The organism is uncultured Methanobrevibacter sp., from assembly GCF_947169325.1.
GTDB lineage: Archaea > Methanobacteriota > Methanobacteria > Methanobacteriales > Methanobacteriaceae > Methanocatella.
In genome coordinates this window covers 1-16,674 of sequence record NZ_CAMVPN010000056.1, presented here as the reverse complement: position 1 = coordinate 16,674, position 16,674 = coordinate 1, and the positions used below count along the sequence as shown (strand labels likewise).

General features: G+C 36.5%; 20 protein-coding genes. 13 read left to right on the top strand and 7 right to left on the bottom strand.

The features are described 5' to 3' along the window. Positions 1-69: 69 nt before the first annotated feature. Positions 70-1,497: an argininosuccinate lyase gene (argH, locus tag Q0W26_RS08285; RefSeq protein ID WP_298523855.1), complete on the top strand. Its 1,428-nt coding sequence runs from the start codon at positions 70-72 to the stop codon at positions 1,495-1,497. 239 nt (positions 1,498-1,736) lie between these two features. On the opposite strand, the gene Q0W26_RS08280 is transcribed toward argH, so the two are convergent. From Q0W26_RS08280 to Q0W26_RS08270, 3 genes are read right to left on the bottom strand one after another with little or no spacing between them, the layout of a single operon-like run. Then, a complete protein-coding gene (locus tag Q0W26_RS08280) occupies positions 1,737-1,913 on the bottom strand; it encodes a hypothetical protein (protein ID WP_298523853.1) in 177 nt (58 codons plus the stop codon). 40 nt (positions 1,914-1,953) lie between these two features. Next, the gene (locus Q0W26_RS08275; RefSeq protein WP_298523851.1) at positions 1,954-2,967 is read right to left on the bottom strand and encodes a 7-cyano-7-deazaguanine synthase; all 1,014 of its coding nucleotides are present in this window, start codon (positions 2,965-2,967) and stop codon (positions 1,954-1,956) included. Further along, a complete protein-coding gene (locus Q0W26_RS08270) occupies positions 2,968-3,564 on the bottom strand; it encodes an NAD(P)H-binding protein (RefSeq protein ID WP_298523849.1) in 597 nt (198 codons plus the stop codon). 81 nt (positions 3,565-3,645) lie between these two features. Between Q0W26_RS08270 and Q0W26_RS08265 the strand changes: the two genes are divergently transcribed. Both Q0W26_RS08265 and Q0W26_RS08260 read left to right on the top strand, forming a co-directional pair. After that, entirely contained in the window at positions 3,646-4,797 is a 1,152-nt protein-coding gene (locus tag Q0W26_RS08265) for an aldo/keto reductase (RefSeq protein ID WP_298523847.1), read from the top strand. Positions 4,798-4,820: 23 nt separating this feature from the next. Then, complete coding sequence (locus Q0W26_RS08260) at positions 4,821-6,107, top strand: O-acetylhomoserine aminocarboxypropyltransferase/cysteine synthase family protein (RefSeq protein ID WP_298523845.1); 1,287 nt, start codon at positions 4,821-4,823, stop codon at positions 6,105-6,107. Positions 6,108-6,402: 295 nt separating this feature from the next. Here Q0W26_RS08260 and Q0W26_RS08255 read toward each other — a convergent pair whose 3' ends face one another. Next, positions 6,403-6,561, bottom strand: coding sequence for a hypothetical protein (locus tag Q0W26_RS08255; RefSeq protein WP_298523843.1), 159 nt, complete (start codon positions 6,559-6,561; stop codon positions 6,403-6,405). A gap of 170 nt (positions 6,562-6,731) precedes the next feature. On the opposite strand from Q0W26_RS08255, the gene Q0W26_RS08250 reads away from it, so the two are divergent. Genes Q0W26_RS08250 through Q0W26_RS08240 form a run of 3 tightly spaced genes read left to right on the top strand, consistent with a single transcriptional unit; the run spans position 6,732 to position 8,202 of the window. Further along, a complete protein-coding gene (locus Q0W26_RS08250) occupies positions 6,732-6,941 on the top strand; it encodes a TIGR04165 family Cys-rich peptide (protein ID WP_298523842.1) in 210 nt (69 codons plus the stop codon). A gap of 2 nt (positions 6,942-6,943) precedes the next feature. After that, positions 6,944-8,068, top strand: a complete 1,125-nt coding sequence (locus Q0W26_RS08245; protein ID WP_298523840.1) for a TIGR04083 family peptide-modifying radical SAM enzyme — start codon at positions 6,944-6,946, stop codon at positions 8,066-8,068. A gap of 8 nt (positions 8,069-8,076) precedes the next feature. Then, positions 8,077-8,202 (top strand): hypothetical protein, encoded by a 126-nt coding sequence (locus Q0W26_RS08240; protein ID WP_298523838.1) that lies wholly within the window; start codon positions 8,077-8,079, stop codon positions 8,200-8,202. 28 nt (positions 8,203-8,230) lie between these two features. On the opposite strand, the gene Q0W26_RS08235 is transcribed toward Q0W26_RS08240, so the two are convergent. Beyond that, positions 8,231-8,740, bottom strand: coding sequence for a GNAT family N-acetyltransferase (locus Q0W26_RS08235; RefSeq protein WP_298523836.1), 510 nt, complete (start codon positions 8,738-8,740; stop codon positions 8,231-8,233). A gap of 160 nt (positions 8,741-8,900) precedes the next feature. Between Q0W26_RS08235 and Q0W26_RS08230 the strand changes: the two genes are divergently transcribed. The 5 genes from Q0W26_RS08230 to Q0W26_RS08210 all read left to right on the top strand — a co-directional run bounded on the left by Q0W26_RS08230 (position 8,901) and on the right by Q0W26_RS08210 (position 14,536). Further along, entirely contained in the window at positions 8,901-10,946 is a 2,046-nt protein-coding gene (locus Q0W26_RS08230) for a cation-translocating P-type ATPase (RefSeq protein ID WP_298523834.1), read from the top strand. A 91-nt stretch (positions 10,947-11,037) separates the two neighbouring features. Beyond that, positions 11,038-12,027 carry an ATP phosphoribosyltransferase gene (locus Q0W26_RS08225; RefSeq protein ID WP_298523832.1) on the top strand — a complete coding sequence of 330 codons (990 nt, stop codon included), beginning with the start codon at positions 11,038-11,040 and terminating at the stop codon, positions 12,025-12,027. Between the two features lie 139 nt (positions 12,028-12,166). Further along, positions 12,167-13,069 (top strand): CBS domain-containing protein, encoded by a 903-nt coding sequence (locus tag Q0W26_RS08220; RefSeq protein ID WP_298523830.1) that lies wholly within the window; start codon positions 12,167-12,169, stop codon positions 13,067-13,069. Between the two features lie 15 nt (positions 13,070-13,084). After that, a complete protein-coding gene (locus Q0W26_RS08215) occupies positions 13,085-14,008 on the top strand; it encodes a deoxyhypusine synthase (protein ID WP_298523828.1) in 924 nt (307 codons plus the stop codon). Then, complete coding sequence (locus tag Q0W26_RS08210; RefSeq protein WP_298523826.1) at positions 14,009-14,536, top strand: hypothetical protein; 528 nt, start codon at positions 14,009-14,011, stop codon at positions 14,534-14,536. It abuts the gene before it with no gap. 47 nt (positions 14,537-14,583) lie between these two features. Here Q0W26_RS08210 and Q0W26_RS08205 read toward each other — a convergent pair whose 3' ends face one another. Then, positions 14,584-14,832 (bottom strand): DUF5654 family protein, encoded by a 249-nt coding sequence (locus Q0W26_RS08205; protein WP_298523824.1) that lies wholly within the window; start codon positions 14,830-14,832, stop codon positions 14,584-14,586. A 90-nt stretch (positions 14,833-14,922) separates the two neighbouring features. Next, positions 14,923-15,567 carry an orotidine-5'-phosphate decarboxylase gene (pyrF, locus tag Q0W26_RS08200; RefSeq protein WP_298523822.1) on the bottom strand — a complete coding sequence of 215 codons (645 nt, stop codon included), beginning with the start codon at positions 15,565-15,567 and terminating at the stop codon, positions 14,923-14,925. 200 nt (positions 15,568-15,767) lie between these two features. On the opposite strand from pyrF, the gene Q0W26_RS08195 reads away from it, so the two are divergent. Both Q0W26_RS08195 and Q0W26_RS08190 read left to right on the top strand, forming a co-directional pair. Further along, on the top strand, positions 15,768-16,433 hold the full coding sequence (locus tag Q0W26_RS08195) for an energy-coupling factor ABC transporter permease (RefSeq protein WP_298523820.1): 666 nt from the start codon (positions 15,768-15,770) through the stop codon (positions 16,431-16,433). A 9-nt stretch (positions 16,434-16,442) separates the two neighbouring features. Next, on the top strand, positions 16,443-16,674 hold a 232-nt coding region (locus tag Q0W26_RS08190), incomplete at its 3' end, for an energy-coupling factor ABC transporter substrate-binding protein (RefSeq protein ID WP_298523818.1).

Here is a 16,674-nt window from a genome sequence, read left to right as displayed (position 1 = left end):
AATAAGATTTTTCAAATCTTAATTTCTTTTTTTTTATTTTTTGTTATTTTTAACATATTTTAAGAAGGGATTTCTTTTGATAATATAAGAAATGGTCGTTTTAAGACTGGAATGACTGATGAAGCTGCCGAGTACACTTCATCTCTTGAAGCTGACATGCTTCTTTTCGAAGCTGACATTAAAACTAATTTTGCACATACCTCAATGCTAAAGCATGAGGGAATCATTGATGCGGAAATTGCAGACAGGATTTTATGCGCTCTTGACAATCTCAAGGAAGAAGGTTACGAAGCTCTTGTTTTTGATGCCACCATTGAAGATGTTCATATGGCAATTGAAAACTATGTGACATCCAAAATAGGTCCTGATGCAGGTTTCATGCACACTGCAAAATCCCGTAATGATCAGGTTGCATGTGATGTCAGACTGGTTTTAAGGGAAATGATTGAAGAGATTCAGATTGGCATCTTGGAATTTATGGAAGGGTTAGTTGAAATGGCTGGTGAGCATTTGGATGACATTTTCATAGGTTTTACTCACTTGCAGCATGCTCAACCGATTACAATTGCCCACCACCTGATGGCTCATGTTCAGGCTCTCAAAAGGGATTACGAACGTTTGGCTGACACTTATAAGCGTGTCAACTTGAATCCGTTGGGTTCAGCAGCCATGGCCACCACCAGTTTTCCAATAAACAGGCAATTGACAACTGACTTGCTTGGATTTGATGCTTATCTTGAAAACTCCATGGATGGAGTTTCAGCACGTGACTTCATTACAGAAACAGTCTTTGATTTGGTGTCACTTTCATCAACTCTTGCCAAAATGTGTGAAGAGTTGGTATTGTGGAGCACTTATGAGTTCGGAGTCATTGAAATGGCCGATGAGTATTCATCAACTTCTTCTATTATGCCTCAAAAGAAAAACCCTGATGTAGCTGAACTTGCAAGAGGAAAAACCAGCATTGCAACAGGTGAACTGATAACAATCCTGACAATTCTTAAAGCTATTCCTTACACTTACAATAGGGATTTGCAGGAAATTACTCCTCATTTATGGAATGCTGTTAAGGTAACCGGCGAAACATTATCAATCGTAACCAAAATGATGCTGTCAGTCGAGTTTAAGGTTGACAGATGTGCAGAGCTTGCAGGCAAAAACTTTGCAACAGCAACTGATCTTGCTGACATCATGGTTCGTGAAAAGCAGATTCCATTCAGAACAGCCCATAAAATCGTTGGAAGGATAGTTAATGAAGCTACTGCAAACGATATGGCTGAAGAGGACATCACTTCCAAATTCATCGATGACATCGCTGTTGATTTGGGCTTTGATAAATTAAATCTTGAAGATGATTTGATTCAAAGAGCTTTAAATCCTGCTGAAAATGTCAGAATCAGGGCTGTACCTGGAGGGCCTGCTCCTGAAATGGTGGAAATTGCTCGTGATAACATAAAAATTTTCTTGAATGAAGAATTTGAGAAAAAGGGAATTTAAACAATTCCTAATATTTTTTTTAATCCAAAATTATTTTAGGCATACCTAAACTTTAAATACTTAAAAAAACAATATCATTATTGTGGATATAATCTTTTGATTATTGAAGCAGATAGCAAGGGATATTGGAAACTTATTTAAGATTTGTTCCTCAATGAATTCAAATAAGTAAATGCTCAGCTCCAGTATCTCCTTGCTCATCTTTAACTTCTTTTGTAAAAAAAAGTTAACGTAATGATTTATTCTTCTTTTTGAGATTTCTCGTAATTTTCATGAATCTCATCGGCCAGGTCCTGGTTTCCTTCTATGATTGGTCCGGTATAGTCGCAGTCATAGCAGACCCATTGGGACCAGTTTTGAGGTATGATCCATTTTACATTTTTTGACCCGCATCTTGGGCAAATTTTGTGCATCATATTATTTAATATATGATTATATTTATTAAATTTTTGCTAACTATTTGGTTTTGTAGAAACTCCATATCAGGTCAAGCGCCTCTCCGGGTTCCAATGAGCCTGAACGTGTTTCCCTCAATATTCTCTGTATTGAAAATTTCTTCATATGTGGGAATTTTCTGTGAACCTCATATAACAGCGGACAGCCAAATCCTTTGAATGTCTGCAAATCATAGTTTTTGATTAAGGATTTTATCTCTTGCTTGCCAACACTTAAACTTGCTGGAAGGTTCAATCGATATAATGAATCGTCCTGCAGATTTATGCATTGGCTGCCTGTTGCAAGCATATCACCAAAGACAATTATCGGAATTTCGTTATTTTTTGCATATTGCTTCACCAAATCCGAAGTGCTTTTGGAGCATCTTCCGCATGGATGGACATTACCGGTAAATGATTCTTCGATAATGACTGAATAGTCTGTTTCAATATATTCATGGGTGATGTTCAATGCTTCAGTCAGTGTTTTGATGTTCTTTTTAAATTGGTTCGGCAGTATTATTGTTCCTGGATCAACAGTAACTGCAACAGGATTAAAACCCAATTTCTTGGCCAATATCAAAGAAAAGCTACTGTCAACACCTCCTGAAAGGGCAACGACTGCTTCTGTATTTTTGGATTCTTCAAATTCATTTTCATTAAAATAATTTTCAAAGTTAAAGCTGTAAATGTTATTCAATTTATATTCAATGATTTTTTCTAGATTTTTAATGCCTGTGAAATCCAAATCAAGATTATTCATGGTCTTTCTGGACAGTTTGAGCTTATACTCCTTGTTTAAAAAGTCCCCATAGGACTCGACATGGATGCTGTTGAGACCTAATTTCTCCTTAAGTTTTCCAACTACCCAACCGCCTTTTCCGATGATTGCTGACTTGTCGGGACGGTCTTCTGTAATAATCCATAATTCATTGTTTTCAAAGTAAAGATTTTCTATGGAAATGCTTACCTTTTCATGACCGATTTCATCCCTTATTGTATTTACCTCATTTAATATAAATTCTTCAGTGTACATTTAGCTCATGTCTTTTGTAATTGAAATGCTTTCTCGTGAATATTTGTTTGTATCTTCAATAATTTCCAATGCAACCTTTTCAACGGATTCCATATTTGAAATGTATCCTTTAGGGGTTTCTCCTTTTTTGGTAATCTCATATTCCTTTTCATCACCGCTAATCAGATATCCGCATCTGAAAATGGTGTAGTCTAAATCGCTGCTTTCGATAATGTCTGCAGCATTTCTGTTTGGAATCTGCTCTTTTTCATTGTCCAGATTGTATTCGCTGCCATTTTCGCCATCCAACTCATTATAGATTCCGACAACTGTCATATAAATTACTCTTTTGGGTTTGAGTTCCGCCAGATTTCGTGCGATAGCCACTTGGTCGGAACCTGAAACTGCACAGTAGACAAGATCCTGACCTTCCAAAGCTTTTTTAAGGTCTTTTTGATTGGTGGCATCGATGCTCATGGCAGTAATTCTGTGATTGTCTTCGTAAATGTTTCTGGCAGTTTTTGATATGAGTGTTAATTGATAATTTGGATTTGCAAGCAGTTTTGCTGTAAACAGTCTTCCGAATTTTCCGGTTGCTCCGATTATTGCGATATTCATTTAATCACCTTGATATTATTTTTGGATTTTTCACCTTTAAATATTAGTATCTGTTTTTTCTTAATATTATATAGAGGTAGTATGATGAAATATAGAAAGTTGGGAAATACTGGTATTGAAGTATCTGAAATAGCTTTTGGCGCTGAATTTTTGGTTGAAAGGCCATATGAGGATACTGAAGTGTTAATCAGGGCTTGTGAAGAGAATGGAATTAATTTTGTCGACTGCTGGATGAGCGAACCTGATGTCCGCTCACATTTGGGAAGGGCTATTAAGGACAATCGTGAAAACTGGGTCATTCAGGGCCACATTGGGTCTACCTGGCAAAACGAGCAGTATGTAAGAACACGTGAAATGGATAAGGTTATTTCTGCATTTGAAGACTTCATGGAACGCTTTCAGATTGACACTCTTGATTTCGGTATGATTCACTATGTCGACCAGATTGAGGATTATGATGAAATAATGAACGGTCCGTTCATTGAATATGTCCGCAAACTAAAGGAGGAAGGGACAATTGCCCACATTGGATTGAGCACTCACAATCCGGATATCGGTTTGCTGGCGGCACAGAATCCTGAAATTGAACTCTTGATGTTTTCAATAAACCCTGCATTTGACATGTTCGGTTCAATGCCGGACATAGAAGAATATAGAAAAGATGAGGCATATGACGATTCAATGTTCGGTTTGAATCCTCAAAGGGCAGAAATTTATGAGCTATGTGAGAAAAACGGCACAGCACTGACTGTAATGAAAGGATTTGCCGGAGGCAATTTGCTTTCGGATGAAACATCTCCATTCGGAGTGGCACTAACTCCTGTTCAATGCATTCACTATGCTCTTGAACAAAAGGGTGTTTCAAGCATTTTTGTAGGTGTCAAGACTGTTGATGAACTTATGGAATCCTTAAAGTACTGCGACGCAGGTGAAGATGAAAAGGAGTATTCCAAAATTCTTAAAAACGCTCCAAAACATTCATTCAAGGGCCAATGTACATACTGCGGACATTGTCAGCCTTGTACTTCAGGAATAGATATAGCAACAGTAAACAAATTGTTTGACCTTGCAAAGAATCATGATGAAGTGCCTGCAAGCATACAGGAGCACTATAACAACCTGAAGTTTAATGCAACAGAATGCATTGCATGCGGTGACTGCGAACCTAGATGTCCGTTCGATGTCCACATTGTGGATGTAATGCTTGATGCACAAGACTTATTTGGATTTTAAATCAATTTATTATTAGTGATAAAATGGCGTATGAAATTAAAAACAAAAAGAACATCTCAACAATAGGCGTACATGCCGGACAGGAAGAAGTTGACGAAACAGGCTCAAGGGTTACACCTATTTATCAGACAACATCCTATGTATTCGACACTCCTGAGCAGGCTGCAAACAGATTTGCGCTTAAGGAAGGGGGAAACATTTATACAAGACTGACAAATCCGACTACTGAAGCTTTTGAAAAAAGAATGGCAGCTATTGAAGGTGGAACCGCTGCATATGCAACCGCTTCAGGAATGGCAGCCATATTTTATGCAATCATTAACCTGACTCAGGTGGGAGACAATATAGTGTCTGCAGATAACTTGTATGGAGGAACCTATGAGCTGTTTGAAAACACTTTGGAAGAGTTGGGAAGAACAGTGACATTTGTTGATTCACAGTCTCCAGAGGAGTTTGAAGCAGCAATTGACGATAGGACTCGTGCAATTTATGTTGAATCAATTGGAAACCCGAAATTGGATATCCCTGACTTTGATAAAATCTCTGAAATTGCGCATTCTCATGGAATTCCTTTAATTGCAGACAATACTGTAGGTATCGGTTCAGTCCGTCCGTTTGACCATGGTGCAGACATTATCGCATCATCCGCTACAAAATATATTGGAGGTCATGGGACCACTCTTGGAGGTATTGTCATTGAGAAGGGCGATTTTGATTGGATGAACGGTAAATTCCCAACATTGTCCGAGCCTGATCAAACTTACAACGGATTGGTGTTTGCTGAAACTTTCGGCGAAGCTGCATTTACAACCAGAATCCGTGCAGTAATCGGAAGAGACACAGGTGCAATTCCATCTCCATTCGGATCATTTTTACTGCTTCAGGGTCTTGAAACATTAGGTCTAAGAATTGAAAGGCATGCATCAAACGCAATGGCTGTTGCAGAGCATCTGGAAGCCCATCCTAAAGTTGCATGGGTAACCTACTCTGGACTTGAATCCTCTCCAAATCATGAAGTCGCTAAGAAATATGCTGAAAAGGGTTATGGAGGAATCGTTTCATTTGGTCTTAATGCAGGTTATGACGGTGCATTGAAATTCATAGAAAATGTGGAGCTAATCTCATTTTTGGCAAATATTGGAGACGCCAAATCTTTGGTAACTCACCCTGCATCCACAACACATTCCCAATTGTCTGAAGAACAGCAACTGTCTACTGGTGTTACTCCGGATTTAATCAGATTTTCAGTAGGAATCGAGGATATTGAGGATATTCTGGCTGATGTCGACCAGGCATTGGATAAAGTTTAATTTATGAAGTTTTCAAAACTTCTCTTTTTTTTCTTTAAATCTTTTTGACATTGACATTAACGATTCGGATTTTTCAATCCCAAATTCTGTTGTGGATATATATGTCCATTTCAAATTAATTTCAAAATCAGATATTGCTGCCGTTAATGTCACAGAGCTTTCATTATTTATCCATACTAAAGAATCCTGTTGAAATGATGAATGCTATCTGAATATTATTGGTGCATTTTGAGTTGCTGTTTGCAGAAAAATGATGAAGGCAATTATCATGATGATAATCCCTTCAAAACAATATCTAATTTTTTCTGATTTTGTCTGTGATTTCCTCCCACTGCTGGGATTCAACCACATCATAAGATTCTCTCCAGAATTTTTGCCTTACAATATTTGTGACTTCTGTAAAAAACCTGTTATTTCTCTGTTTTAAAAATAGGTCGTAGTAGTCATATGTCATTGCCATCACTTCTATTTTTAATTTAATTTAGTATATTGTCGTAAATCTTATTTAAGGCTTGTTGAAGCCATTTCGTAAAATTGTTGTCACAGAAACATCTTATTTATACTTTTCGGTAAAATAATAGAATATATATTGTTAAAAAAGAAATATAGTAGTAGGTGAAAATAATGAAACTCGAAGAACTTTTAGCGCCATGTCCAGAATGTGGTTCAAAAGATAAAATCGCTCTTAGAAGATTATTGGATAATCACAGAGCTCATGCGGAAATGAATGCAGTGAAATGTGAAGAGTGCGGTTATGTTTTCTTTGTAAACGAAGACATGGAGCCTGATGAGAAAAAGAAATTACTGAATGAATTAAATAAAGTCTACGGATAAAAATGACATTCCATGTAATGATTATACCTACCCTAAACTGTCCATCAAACTGCAAATACTGTTGGGGTTCTGAAAATACAAAGGAAATGATGGATATTGAAATCATTGACCAAATAATTGATTGGCTTGCTGATTTCAGAGATGATAAAGTTCACTTCACATTCCACGGAGGAGAACCTCTTCTTGCAGGCTATGACTTTTACAGTGAAGCACTGGAAAAACTGTCAAAAATTGAAAATCTCGATGGATTTTCTCTTCAAAGTAACATCTGGCTTTTAAGCGATGAACTGATAGATTTATTTGTAAAATACAATGTCGTTGTAAGCACAAGTATTGACGGGCCAAAGGAAATCAACGATTATCAGAGGGGAGATGGCTATTTTGACAAGACAATGTCCAAATATGAATTGGCCAAATCCAAAGGATTGATAATCAATTTCGTTTTGACTGTAACAGATTATTCAAAGGATTTCTCAGATGAACTGTACGATTTCTTTAAAAATGAACAGATGAGTCTCAAAATCCATGCTGCACTTCCTTCTCTTAGAGGCGATAATGCAGATCCATGGGCCCTTGACCAGGAAGAGCACGGAAAACTTCTTGTCGATTGGTTGGACAAGTATCTCTATGATTTGGACAAATTCTCAATAATGGATTTGGACCACATATGCAAATCCTCTCTGAGGCGTAGAGGAACACTCTGTACATTTGCAGACTGTATCGGAACAACCTTGGCAGTAGGTTCAGACGGTTCAATCTATCCATGCTACCGCTTTGTCGGAATGCCTGAATATGTTCTGGGCAATGTAGCGGACAATCCCAGTTTTGATGATTTGAAAACATCAGATGCATGGGCAAAACTTCATGAATTCAGGGATTATGTTGATGAAAGCTGTAAGAAATGCAGGCACAAGAAATACTGTGAAGGGGGATGTCCTTACAATGCAATTGTGGCATGCCATACTCCGCAGGCAGTCGATCCTCAATGCACTGCTTATAAGATGATATTCGATGAAGTTTCAAAAAGAATGAACAAGGAATTTGCCAAGTCTGCATTTGGAATGGGCGGACCTGCTCCAAGAAAAGAAGGTGAACCATTCAGTATAATGGATCTTGCTATGAAATAGGTGGTAATATGCTTTGTGATGAATGCAAATTTTTAGAATTTAGAAACAAATACAAAATAGTCTGCAAGCTTAGCGAACATCAACTGTTGGATGTTAAGGAATGCAGAAACTTTGAAAAAGTCGATGAAGAATAATTTGGAGGAATTTCTCTAAATTATCTACTTATTTTTTAAATGTTAATCTCATCTGATTCCAGACCTCACCTCCATGCTGTGATTGGCTGATGCCTTCATCAGCAAAACTGAATTTTGAATAATAATCAACCAAATACTTTTTACATGTCAGCACGACACCCAAACGATTTTCTTTTTTTGCGGTTTCAATAATTTTCCCAACTAATAAACTTGCATAACCGTTTTTTCTAAACTCAGGAAGGGTATTCAATCCGAATATCATCTGCCAGTCACCGTTCTCATCATGCAGGCTTGCATTTTCATACATCTCATCAGATAAATCTTTCTCATTTGTGACAAAGCCGTTTGCGAATGATATTATTTTTCCATCTTTTTCCAGAATCCAGAAATGATTCGGAAATGTCTTTAATCGTTCTTTAATTTCTTCTTTTTTGGCTGCTTCTTTTGGTGGGAAGCATTCTTTTTCTATATTGTATAATTCATCTAAATCATCAGGTGTTGCATTTCTTATTATCATTATGTTACTTTTTGTTTTCATGATAAATAAGTTTGAGTAATACTGGGTATTTAAATGAATTTAAAAAAAGTAATACTTTTATATACTATGAGGGGTATAAATATGTAACAGTAATACTGCATATATAAATGAATCCAAAAAAAGTAATACTTTTATTAATAAAAATTAAGAAGGTGAAAATGTGATTGATGAGATAACAGATTTTTTATTTGGCTTGAAAATGACTATCATCTCTGCTATATTTCTCGTGATTGCGATTATTTTCATGATACTTGGAATTGACACTCCGATTTACTTGAACCCTGCATGGGGGGCAGTAATAATCAGCGGTATTCCAATGTTGCTTCTTGCTATGACAAGACTGATCCGTGAAAAATGGATTTCATCTGCGCTGTTGATTGCAATAGCAATGGTTGCTTCACTTTTAATTGGTGAAGTCTTCGCTGCAGGTGAAGTTGCATGGATTATGGCATTAGGTGCACTTTTAGAAGACTGGACAGTCGAAAGGGCTAAAAAAGGATTGAGAAATCTTATCAATTTAACTCCACAAACCGGTAGAAGGATTGTCGATGGTGTTGAAGAAGAAGTTTCTGTTGATGAGATAAAAATTGGAGATACCTTAAGAATACTTCCTGGTGAAAGCGTACCTGTTGACGGTGAAATCATAAGTGGTACTTCATCACTTGACCAATCAATCATGACTGGTGAATCCCTTCCAATCGATAAGGAAGTTGGAGATGAGGTATTCTGCGGAACCATGAACATGTATGGGGCTATTGATATCAAGGCAACCAGTTTAGGTGAAAACTCTTCACTTCAAAAACTTATTGACCTTGTTAAAGCCGCTGATGAAAAGCAGGCTCCAACTCAAAGGATTGCCGATAAGTGGGCAACTTGGCTGGTTCCTATTGCATTGCTGATTGCTATTGCTGCATGGTTAATAACTGGAGATATCGAAAGAGGTGTCACAGTTTTGGTTGTATTCTGTCCTTGTGCATTGATACTTGCAACACCGACAGCTATTATGGCTGCAATCGGTCAGGCTACAAAATACGGGGTATTGATTAAGTCTGGTGAAGCACTGGAAACCTTAGGTGCATTGAATACTTTGGTGTTCGATAAGACCGGAACATTAACATACGGTAATCTTCAGGTATCTGATGTAATTTCAATCAATGAGAATTTGTCTGAAAATGATTTGCTTAAGGCAGTGGCATCATGTGAAACATTAAGTGAACATCCATTGGCAAAAGCTATTGTAAGCAAAGCAAAAGAGTTGGAGATGGACTTAGAAGAACCTCATGACTTTAAGATGTATCCTGGTAAAGGTGTAAGCTGTAACATTTCATATGGTAAAGTGTATGCAGGAAATGCAAAATTTTTAGTTGAAAACAATATTGATGTGGATGAAAGCTATCTGGACAAGCTTAGAAGTGAAGGAAAAGCTTCAATTATCGTTGCTTTAAATGATAAAGTTGCAGGTTTCGTTGGATTGTCTGATGTTATTCGGGAAGATTCAGCAAGCATGATAGAAAGCCTGCATGATTTGGACACCGAAACCATATTGCTTACTGGTGATAATACAGAAACTGCAAATTATTTCGCTTCTCAAGTTGGAATAGGCAAAGTTTATGGAAATCTGCTTCCTGAAGAAAAGCTTTCATGGATTGAAAAACTCAAATCTGAAGGCAAGAAAGTCTGTATGATTGGAGATGGTGTTAATGATGCTCCTGCACTTAAAACAGCTGATGTAAGTGTGGCAATGGGATCTGTTGGAAGTGATGTGGCCATTGAAGCGGCAGACATTGCGCTTTTAGGAGATGACATAGGTAAAATCCCATACCTTAAAAAACTTTCAAACTCCACATTGTTTACAATCAAGGTAAACATCATGATTTCAATGGCAATTAACGCAGCGGCAATTGTCTGTTCTGTTTTAGGATTGCTGAATCCGGTAACCGGAGCAATTGTTCACAATGCCGGATCATGTCTTGTAGTTTTAAATGCTGCATTGCTTTATGACAGGAAATTCGATGATTCCATTAAAAAAATCGATTCAGATAATGTCGAACACTCACATTATCATTTCCACAATGACGGAGAGCACACTCATTCCCATGAGGGTATAGAAATCCTTGATGAAATTGAAACTGAAATGGGCGTTAAACATATGCATACCCACAAGCATGCATTGACAAGACAAAGTTGTGAAGCATATCACAACTAATCTTTTATTTTTTTTAAAATTTTGATTACTTGTTTTTCAATTTTCAAAATCATTAAATATCAAAACGAATAATCTTATTTTAGGTATTAATATGAAAGAGAAAATAATCTTAGGACTTCCAAAGGGAAGTTTGAATAATGTCAAAAGAGGAAATACTCATCAATTATTTGTTGATGCAGGTTATGAAGTGAAAGGATACGAACCTGGTGATGAATCTTACGAAATTGAAATCCTGAATGATGAGGATATCATTGCGTTTCTTACTCGTCCACAATCCACTCCTGTTGAATTAAACAGAGGAATAATCGACATTGCAATTGTTGGTGAGGATTGGGTTAAAGAGGAATCTGTTTTAAGAGAAACAAACACAATCAAATTGGGTGATTTGGATTATGGAAAAACTCGTTTGATAGTTGCAGTTCCTAAAGAAGCACCTTATGATAATTTATCAGACTTTTTCAGAGCAAATAAAGATAGGAAAACTCCAATTTTATGTTTTACAGAATATCCTAATTTAACCAGAAAATTCATCATGGAAAATGAAGTATATCAGGAAATGTATGGTGATTCAGTGCCGTTTGTTCAGGTCAGAGGTTTGACTGATGGGGACAATGAGATGGTGCAGGTCATCAACTCTGACGGTGCCACTGAAGTATACATTGCAAAAGGTGCTGATTTGATTGTTGACAATACTCAAACAGGAAGCAGCCTAAGAAAAGCGGGCTTGAAAGAGATTGAAACAATTCTTCATTCTTCAGCTGGCCTTTATGCAAGTGAAAGTTGCAGTGAAGAGAAACTCAATAAAGCTCAAATGATTTATGAGCAGTTATTGGGTGCTATAACTGCTAAAAAATACTTTGATGTTAAATTCAATATTGCAAATTCAAAAATTGAAGAGGTATCAAGTTATTTGATTGACAATAAGCTTTGTGCCGATGAACCTACTATAACTCCGGGTTCTGATTTCTCACAAATCAATGTACTGATTCCTAAGGCAAAATTCCCTGAGATGGTTGATGTCATTAAAGGATTTGATGCAACTTCAATCATTAGAAATGATTTAAAACAACTGGTTAAATAATCATTTCATTTTCTTTATTTTTTCTTTATTTTGTTCATTTTTTCTTAAAACTTGTTTTTCATTATCATTATTAATCATTAACATTTATAAGGTATATTTGATATAAATTAATATGTTAGATAAAAAGATGGCGATTAACATGTTAACATCTGTTCAAAAGGAAATTTTACAAACATTAATTAATTTATACCAATCTTCCAATGGGAAGTCCATTAAGGGTGAAGACATTGCTGAGGTTATGGGAAGAAATCCAGGAACAATCCGTAATCAGATGCAATCCTTAAGAAGTCTCGGTTTGGTTAAAGGTGTTCCGGGTCCTAGAGGTGGATATAAACCTACAATCGAAGCATATCATTCTTTAAACATTAAAGTTTCAGATAATGATTCCAAAGTTCCTATTTATAAGAATGGAAAGAGAATGGAAGATATTTCGGTTGCAAAAATTGAATTCACCAGTGTCCCGCAACCTAGTGAATGTGAAGCGGCCATTAAGGTTTTGGGAAGCATTAAGGATTTAAATCTAGGTGATACTGTAAGAATTGGTCCTACACCAGTAAACAACTTGGGAGTGATGGGTGAAATTGTAGGAAGAGATGACATGGACAACATTTTGCTTGTTGACACAACTACTATCAGAAGCATTCCTAAAAAGACAGTGGGAGATATTGCAAGCCGTGACGTTATCTCCTTTAAAATGGACTGCTCCATTAAAGAAGCCGCTAAAAAATTAACCGCCAATGAAATTGATGGCGCTCCTGTAATGAAAGACGGAAAAGTAGTGGGAGTATTTACAGTAACTGACCTTGTTCAGGCAATAGCTGAAGATAATGAGAATCTGACTGTTGGCGAGTTGATGTCCACCAATGTAGTAATTGTCAATGAAGATTTAAAAATTGCTAATGCAATTGAAGTAATGCTTAAAAAATCAATTTCCAGATTAATAATAGCGGATAATGACAATAATTTGCTTGGAATTGTTACAAGAACAGATTTAATCGACAGCATAACCAATTTAAAACAATTCCCAATAATTACCAATTAATTTTCAAGTGATTTAATGAAAGTTACTCAGATTGACGTTGATAGAGATATGAGTGTGCTGGATTTAATTAATCAATTTGATGAATCCGGCGTTTTAGGTGCAGGTAGAGTTGCAAGAGCTTGTAATATCCTGGCAGACATGATTCAGGATGAAGACATGAACGTGTTTTTAAGTCTTGGAGGCCCATTAATACCTGGAGGTATGAGAAATATCGTAACAAATATGATAAAGGAAGGCTATGTGGATCTGATTGTTGCAAGCGGAGCAAACATTACACATGACCTTGTTGAAGCATTTGGAGGTTCCCATTATCGTCATGAAGGAAAGGATGATGAAGAACTCAATGAAGAGGGCATAGGTAGAATTGCTGACATTAATGTAGGGTCTGATGATTTTACGATTTTTGAAAGTGAAATAACAAAGATATTTGAAGAGATCTCAAAAAAGAAAAATGTCATATCCATCCAGGAGCTGCTTCACGAAATTGGGCTTCTGGTTGAAGATGAAAACTCATTTGTTGCAACTGCCGCCAGAAATGACGTGCCTATATTTGCACCAGGCATCATTGATTCAATGTTGGGTTTACAGTTATGGATATTCTCACAGGACCATGACTTTACCATAAGCGCTGCAGGAGACATGCCTTTACTCTCAGACATTGTTTTTGGGTCTGAAAAAGTCGGTGCAGTACTTTTAGGTGGAGGTTTGACAAAGCATTATACTTTGGCTTCAAATGTAATAAAGGGTGGTCTTGATGCCGCTATTCAAATTACCATGGACAGGCCTGAGGCAGGCAGTTTAGGCGGAGCTCCACTGGAGGAGGCAAAGTCATGGGCAAAGGCAAGATGCGGATCCAGTTTAGCCAGTGTTGTTGGTGATGTCACTGTCATCTTTCCATTGATATATGCGGCTGCATTGGATAAGATAAGAAGTGATTAGATGAGTTATATTATTCTTGCATTATTGTTTATTCTATCCGGATTTTTCATGAAATATTCCGATGACCTGTTTGATGAAGATCATAATTTAAAATTTGCAAGTGTTTTTGGAGTGGTATGCGGTATTGCATCTGGGCTTGCCTCTGTCTACAGCCTCGAAGCGGCTTACATTTTCCTGGCCATTTTAATAGGTAATTTAATTGTTCTTAAAGTGGATGGAATGCACCACATCCTTGCACTGATTGTTTTCCTTGTAATTTTGCTGATTGGCGGAATTCCTGAGTTGAGCCTGGTTATTTTATTGATATGTATATTGGCTGCAATTTCAGATGAGGTTGGCCATGAAATGATTTCAAACGTCACTCATAACAAGTTCATGAATCTGTTTTTTGAATACCGCTTTGTAATGAAAATAGTGTTATTATTACTTGCTGTTTGTGGTGTAATTAACATTTGGATATTTGTCTGTTTTATTTTATTTGAAATATCATATGTATGTGGCGGTTTGGTTTTTGAAAATTTTAATTAAAAAAAGAAGTTAAAAAAGGAATATGGAATTCCTTTATTTTTTTTTGTTTAGTCGTCTCCTACTTCGATACCCATTTTACCAGCAATTCTGGCTACGAGTACGGTAATAACTACAGCAACAATAGTTACAACGATAGCGTAAATGAATAAACTAGGAATTGCATCTCCTGATCCAATAAATGATTCGATTAATTTTTGGATTGCATCATTCCATGCTGAACCTGCAACGAACGCAAATGCAGTGGTGATTAATGCTAAGATGGTTTCCATAATCATTTTTGTTACTTCGTTTGCCATGTATTTTCACCCCATTTAGATTTGATTTGTTCCCTATTAACAAGGACAGTATTACTTTTATTTTTTTTTATTAAAATAGTTTAGCTTTAATCAAAGTGATTTGATTAATTCATCACATGCTTTTTGAGGATTTTCAGATTCATAGATGCTACGTCCGACTATGATTGCATTTGAATATTGAAGGGTCTTTTTGCCGTCACCACCTTGTTTTCCAACACCTGGTGAGATGATGAATGCGTCTTCTCCTACAATTCGGCGAATATCGGACAATCTGCCGAGTCTTGTAGCAGGAGCTACGAAATTAGTTATGTTCATGTCGACGCCCATTTGTGCAATTGCATCCGCATTTTCCTGCAGAAACATTTTAGCTCCAGGATGTGACATTTCAGTTAGCAGGAACAGTTCTTTTCCATGTTTGTTTGCCATGTCAAGACATGCCTGCACACTGTCGGATCCTACAAAGCCATGGCAGATTATTGCATCAGCGCCGGCCTTGAATGTCTCATCGCATATTTTTGAATTGGTTGCGTCAATGTCTGCTACCTTGAAGTCACAAATCACTTTGAATCCGAATTTGTCCTTTAGCTTGTTGATTATTTCAAGGCCTTCGGCAAGTGCCAGTGGGTATCCTATTTTTATGGTGTCGATATAATCTTTAACTGAATCGCAAATTTCGATTGCTTCACTTTCGCTCATCACGTCAAGAGCTAAAATTAGGTTATTTTTGATATTCATGTTATCATCTTTACTTTATTATTTCAAAAAATTGTTTAGGTTATCCTAAATTTTGTTTAATGTATTACTAATAATATTTATATATAATAAGGTATATAATATCATTATCAATAAAACTTTAATAAATTTTAATTATAATTTAAATTTTTATTGAGTAGTTTATCAAATTATATTGATAGGTTATTTGGAGGAAATTATTTATGCATATTATGGAAGGATATTTACCATTAACCTGGTGTATAATATGGTTCGTCGTAGCCTTCATCGTGGTTGCATTTGGTTTATATCAAATTAAAAAAATTGTAGATGAAACCCCTGAATCCAAAGCTTTACTTGCAGTAAGTGGTGCATTCATGTTCGTCTTATCATCTTTGAAATTGCCTTCTGTTACTGGAAGTTGTTCTCACCCTTGTGGTAACGGATTAGGTGCAGCATTATTTGGTCCTGCAGTAACTGCAGTATTAGCAACTATTGTTCTTCTCTTCCAAGCAATTTTACTTGCTCATGGAGGATTAACTACCTTGGGTGCAAACATTGTATCTATGGGTATTGTAGGACCATTAGCAGCATGGCTTATATATAAAGGTTTAACAAAAGCTAATGTATCTTCTACTATCGCAATTTTCTTTGCAGCATTTTTAGGAGATTTATTAACATATGTAGCTACTTCATTCCAATTAGCTTTCGCATTCCCTGCTCCTACTTTTGGTACAGCATTAACCAACTTCTTAGTTATCTTTGCAGTAACTCAAGTACCATTAGCAATTGGTGAAGGTATCTTAACAGTCATTATCTGGGACAGATTAAAAGCTTACAAACCAAAATTGTTAGATAAACTTAATGCATTAGCTCCTAATGAAGCATAAGGTGATAATATGAAAACATCAACATTAATTATTTTAGCAATTATTTGCGCAATTATTTTCATCGCACCATTGGCAATGTATAATGGTCATGGGGAAGATGATGGATACTTTGGTGGATCTGATGATGCGGCAAGTGAACAAATTGAAGCAACAAACTTTGAACCTTGGTTTTCATCAATATGGGAGCCACCTAGTGGTGAAATAGAAAGTTTATTATTCGCTCTTCAAGCAGCTATAGGAG